This window comes from Streptomyces spongiae (assembly GCF_009377185.1).
GTDB classification, from domain to species: Bacteria; Actinomycetota; Actinomycetes; order Streptomycetales; family Streptomycetaceae; genus Streptomyces; species Streptomyces spongiae.
In genome coordinates this window covers 1-5,497 of the sequence record NZ_VJZC01000639.1, presented here as the reverse complement: position 1 = coordinate 5,497, position 5,497 = coordinate 1, and the positions used below count along the sequence as shown (strand labels likewise).

The following is a 5,497-nucleotide window of genomic DNA, read 5'->3' as shown; positions in this document are numbered from 1 at the left end:
CCGGTCGGTGCCGTGCAGCCCGCCCCACCCACGACGTCCGATACGGGCCCGGGGACGGGGGCGGAGGCGCCTGCCGCGGCATCGGCGCCCGCGCCGGCCGCCGAGCAACCGTCCGCTCCTGCAGCACCATCCGCTCCTCCAGCATCGACCGCACCTGCCGCTCCCGCTGCTCCCGGCTCCTGGCCCACCGCGGCCCCCGCAGGCAGTGGCCGACGACCCGGCGGCTGGCCGACAGCGGCTCCTGCGGGTGGGGGGCCCGGCGGGGCACAAGGAGGAAACGGCGGTCAGGGTGGCCAGGGAGGTCGGCCGGTAGCGGCTTCCGGGCCAGGCCCAGGGCCCGGTCCTGCGGCCGCGCCCGCACCTTCCCCCGGCTCCGCTCCCGTCGGCGGAGGGATCGACCCCCGCACGCTCTGGCCGAACATCCTGGAGGCGGTGAAGAACCGCCGCCGGTTCACCTGGATCCTGCTCAGCCAGAACGCCCAGGTGGCCGGCTTCGACGGCACCACCCTTCAGATCGGATTCGTCAACGTCGGGGCCCGGGACAACTTCGCGAGCAGCGGCAGCGAGGACGTACTGCGGCAGGCGCTGTCCGAGCAGTTCAACGTGCACTGGAAGATCGAGGCGGTCATCGATCCGTCGGGCGGTTCGGCGCCCTCGCCGGGGGCCGGGGGTGGTTCGGCCGGTCCGGGTGGTTACGGCGCCGGCGGATACGGTGGCGGTGGCGGATACGGCGGTGCCCCCGCCTCGTCGCCGCGTCCCTCCGCGCCCCAGTCCTCCGGGCCGGCACAGGCGCAGGCATCGCGTCCGTCGTCCCAGGCGGGACCGGCGTCAGGCGGAGGACAGGGCAGACCGGCTACGGCCGGCGCGTCGGCGCCCACGCCATCACGCCCCGCTCCGGAGCCCTCGCCCATCTCGCCCGAGGACGACATGCCCGAGGACGACGATCCCGACCTCGACGAGTCCGCCCTCTCCGGGCACGAGCTGATCGTGCGGGAGCTGGGCGCGACGGTGGTGGAGGAGTTCACCAACGAATAGAAGCGAATAGAAACGAATGGGAGCGAACAGGAACGAATAGCGGGGGATCGAGGTAGAGGGGCCATCGGGGTCATCGGCGGCGCGGATTCCAGGCCCCTTAGGACGAACCCACAAGCCCTCCACCCCGCCCCCTTGGGCATCCCCTACAAGGGCAGGCCCCCGCTCCGGTTAGGCTGACCCCCGTGAAGGTCCTCGTCATCGGTAGCGGCGCCCGCGAACACGCCCTGTGCCGTTCCCTGTCCCTCGACCCCGATGTCACCGCCCTGCACTGCGCCCCCGGCAACGCGGGAATCGCGGAGGTGGCAGAGCTGCACCAGGTCGACGCCCTCGACGGCAAGGCCGTGGCCGCGCTGGCCACGGAGCTCGGCGCCGAACTGGTCGTCGTGGGGCCGGAGGCTCCGCTCGTCGCCGGTGTCGCCGACGCCGTGCGCGAGGTCGGCATCCCCTGCTTCGGCCCCTCCAAGGAGGCCGCTCAGCTGGAGGGTTCCAAGGCCTTCGCCAAGGAGGTGATGGCGGGAGCAGGCGTGCCCACGGCCCGTTCGTACGTGTGCACGACGCCCGCCGAGGTCGACGAAGCCCTCGACGCGTTCGGGGCGCCGTACGTCGTGAAGGACGACGGTCTCGCGGCCGGCAAGGGCGTCGTCGTTACCAGCGACATCGAGCAGGCCACGGCGCACGCGAACGCCTGCGAGCGCGTCGTCATCGAGGAGTACCTCGACGGCCCCGAGGTCTCGCTGTTCGCGATCACCGACGGCGAGACCGTCGTCCCGCTCCGGCCCGCCCAGGACTTCAAGCGTGCCCTGGACGGCGACGAAGGGCCGAACACCGGCGGCATGGGCGCGTACTCCCCGCTCCCCTGGGCCGACCCGACGCTGGTCGACGAGGTACTGCAGACCGTGCTGCAGCCGACGGTCGACGAGATGCGGCGCCGCGGCACACCGTTCTCCGGTCTGCTGTACGCGGGTCTGGCGATCACCAGCCGTGGCGTACGGGTCATCGAGTTCAACGCCCGCTTCGGCGACCCCGAGACCCAGGTGGTCCTGGCCCGGCTGAAGACCCCGCTGGCCGGCGTCCTGCTCGCCGCCGCGAAGGGCACTCTTGTCCACCTCGAACCCCTCCGCTGGAGCGACGACGCGGCCGTCACCGTGGTCGTGGCCTCGCACAACTACCCCGGCACCCCGCGTACCGGCGACCCGATCACCGGGCTCGACGAGGTGGCGGCCCAGGACGCCCCGCAGGCGTACGTCCTGCACGCCGGCACCAAGCGCGACGGTGACACCGTGGTGAGCGCGGGCGGCCGCGTGCTGTCCGTCACGGCGGTCGGCGCGGACCTGGCCGAGGCCCGCGAGCGGGCGTACGCGGCGGTCGGGCGCATCGGGCTCGACGGTTCGCAACACCGGAGTGACATCGCGGCGAAGGCGGCGGCCGGAGCGCACGGGGCCGAGTGACCCCGGGCGTTCTCTCCCTGCTCATGGGCCCCGGTTTCCCCTGGGAATCCGGGGCCCCATGCTTGCCCAGCGTCATCCACCTCTCCCCAGAGCCATTCCATCGAGTGACCGATGGCCCATCCGGCTGACGGGGCCCAAAAGCCCCAACTAGGGTGCGGCGCAAGCGGTCCGGCACATGGCCCACCCGGCATTGCGGTGTCAGTGGTGGGTGCCACAGTGGGGGAGTGAGCAACGCCAGGCCATCCGGAGGCGAGCGCGGTGACGGACACCGTCACGGCGGGCGCCGCACGGTGTACGGGACAGTCGGGACTGTCGGCACTTCTGGGGCAGTCGGGGCAGTCGGGACAGTCGGGACGGTAGGGGGTGACGGCCGGTCGTGACCGGTATGGGTGTGGAGGTGGGCGCGCAGGCCGCGCGTTCCCGGGCCCTCGCCGTGCTGCGCATCCGCAGCCGGGCGGTGGCCGTCGCCCTGTTGCCCGCGGCTGCCGCCGTCGTGCTGTTCGTCGGCGGGAGCACCGGCCACATCACCGGCGGCGGCTGGCCGGTGACGCGCTGGATCATGGCGGTGCTGGCGGCCGTCGTGCTCCTCTGCGCCACGGGCATCGCGCTCGTCGTCGCCCGTGCCAGGCCCGCCACGACCCCCACGGTCCCGATCGCCGAGAAGTCGGCCCCCGACCTGTACCGCCTGGTGCGGGACCTGGCCGACCGGCTCGACGTTCCGGCGCCCTCCGCGATAGCCCTCACCCCGGACTGCGACAGCTGGCTGGAGGACCGCACCCATCGCTCGCACGGCCCGCAGCCGTCGCCGGAGCGTGACCGGCCTGACAGAAGCGGTGACCCGACCGACAGAACGGCCGGCGCGGGAGGCGTGACGGGAGGCGTGCCGGACGGCGTGTCGGCCATCAGCGGCGGAGGTGGCGGAGGCGGCGGAGGTGGCGGAAGCGGCGGCATAGGCAGAGGTACGGCGACTCCCGGCCGACGCGGCGAGCCCACCGCACCCGTGCTCGTGATCGGCTCCCCCTTCCTGTGGTGGATGCGGGTCGGGGAACTGCGCGCGGTCCTCGCTCCCGTCGTCGCGGGGACGGGGCCGTCGGCCCACCCGGACATAGCCGCCGCCCGCCGTTTCGTACGGGGGCTGGACGCGGCCGTCGCCGTGACGACGGCACCCGCACGTGGGCCCCTGGTCCGGACAGTGCTGACCGGTGTGGGCTGGGTGGCCCGACTGCTGCTGCGCAGTTGCCGCGGCCACGCGACCGAGATGGAGCGAGGTGTGGCGGCCGCGGCGGCCGAGCGTGCACAGACTGTGGACTACGGTCTGCGGATCGTCGCCCAGGAGCAGGTCGGCCTCGCGTACGCGGGCTGGGACCGGTTGCTCACCCGGGTCGCGCTGCCGGCGTGGCGGATGGGCCGCTGGCCCTCGCGCCTCGACGCGGGCGTCGTCGCGGCCCTCACGGAACTGTCCCGTCGGGACCGCCTGGCCGAGGGCTTCGCCTCCCGGCTGGGCGAGCGGCCGGCCTGCGATCTCCTGGAGGAGCCCGGTGTGGTCGACGAGGCCGCGTCCCTCCTCGCCGCCCGCCTCTTCCACGGCGGCCCCGCCGAGACCGGGCCGGACTGGGCTCCGGTGGACTGGCGTGAGTACCCCGACGAGGTCGTCGACCGGAAGTGGCGGACGGACGCGGCCCGGCTCCACCGGGTCCTGGACGCCCTCGGAGTCCGGCAGGCGGTGGAATCGGGGGCGCGCAGCCCCGGTGGGCCGACCCTGGCCCGGGTGCTGGACCACCTGACGGTCCGGGGAGTTGAGCCGGGGGCGCTGCTCGGGGGTGCAGAGGGAGGCGAGGGCCGGGGCGGTCACGAGGGGGAACGGCCGCACGGCGACGCCGAGGGGGACGAGTCTGCCAAGCGCACCAGGGGCGCGGTCGGGCGCGGTGAGGCCCAGCCCCCGGACCCAGCCGACGCACTCGCGAGCCTCGGCGACGACCTCGCCCTGGGCAGTGAGCAGGCGGCCGCGGTGGCGGCCGGGCTGAGCGCCGAGGTGGCCCGGGAAGAGGCGTTGGCGGGCACGACGACCGGGCCCGGCGGCGCGGCGGCGGAACCGCAGGGCCCGGACCGAGCCCTGTGGGACGACATGCTGCCGCTCTTCCCCCTGCAACCCCCGCGCACGGGCCGCGAGCTCCTCACCGACCACGTCACGGCGATGGTGTGCTGCGCCGCGATGGACACGGCCGGCGCGGTACCGGGGCTGGACTGGCTGGACGGCCCGTCCCTGCTGATCAACGGCGAGCGAGCCGTCGACCTCGCCCCGCGGGTCCTGACCCTCGTCGAGGACGGCGACCCGGACCCCCTCCGGGACTGGCTCCGGCACTTGGGCGTCCGCCCGGAGAAGCCGGTCCGCCTCGTCTGAACGCGAGAGCACGGCCCGAGAGCACAGCGCGAGAACCACATGCCCCACCGCCCCCACGCGGCAAGCGGAACCCCACCTTTGGGCGGAGCCCCACGTTCCGTTCACGTCAATTCACGACGAACGGTGACGGAGCGCGTGCGTAATGTGATGTGCTGGGATCGTTCGCGCACATGGCACGGGCATAGACGGATCGGTGTACGCCGAACCGCCACCCGAGCCGCCCCCGAGCCGCAAGCCGCCCGGGAGCCGCCCGTACGGGCTCGGAGCACGCGGGCTGTACCACCGGCCGTCACAAGCACCAGAGGCACCGCCGCCACAAGCACCGCCGCCACAAGCACCAGAGCCACCACGAACGGCCAACGCGGAACGAACGGCCAACGCAGAAAAAACGGCCAGCGCAGAACAAACGGCCAACGCAGAACAACGGGGGCACGAGGGAGGGGAGCACGTATGGGGTCTGAGAGGATCCGCCGCTGGGAGTCCGGCGCACTCGCACATGCCGTGACGGACCCCTTCGGCCAGGGCCCGGTCCCCTGGCTCCGGGGTGCCGAGACGTACTTCGACGACAGCGGCCAGATCGTCCCCTGGTACGTCGACCAGAACGACACCGCAT

General features: G+C 73.6%; 2 protein-coding genes and 2 pseudogenes. All 4 read left to right on the top strand.

Going from position 1 to position 5,497, the window contains the following annotated elements:
* A pseudogene (locus FNH08_RS43520) lies at window positions 1-1,035 on the top strand (DNA polymerase III subunit gamma and tau); the annotation flags it as partial.
* A gap of 182 nt (window positions 1,036-1,217) precedes the next feature.
* The gene (purD, locus tag FNH08_RS43515; RefSeq protein WP_322726399.1) at window positions 1,218-2,483 is read left to right on the top strand and encodes a phosphoribosylamine--glycine ligase; all 1,266 of its coding nucleotides are present in this window, start codon (window positions 1,218-1,220) and stop codon (window positions 2,481-2,483) included.
* Between the two features lie 385 nt (window positions 2,484-2,868).
* Window positions 2,869-4,884 (top strand): hypothetical protein, encoded by a 2,016-nt coding sequence (locus tag FNH08_RS43510; protein ID WP_152777034.1) that lies wholly within the window; start codon window positions 2,869-2,871, stop codon window positions 4,882-4,884.
* Between the two features lie 450 nt (window positions 4,885-5,334).
* A pseudogene (locus FNH08_RS43505) lies at window positions 5,335-5,497 on the top strand (N,N-dimethylformamidase beta subunit family domain-containing protein); the annotation flags it as partial.

Bases quoted from the DNA above. Each gene is read 5' to 3' on its own strand.
- FNH08_RS43510 (WP_152777034.1), top strand. From the start codon at position 2,869: ATGGGTGTGGAGGTGGGCGCGCAGGCCGCGCGTTCCCGGGCCCTCGCC.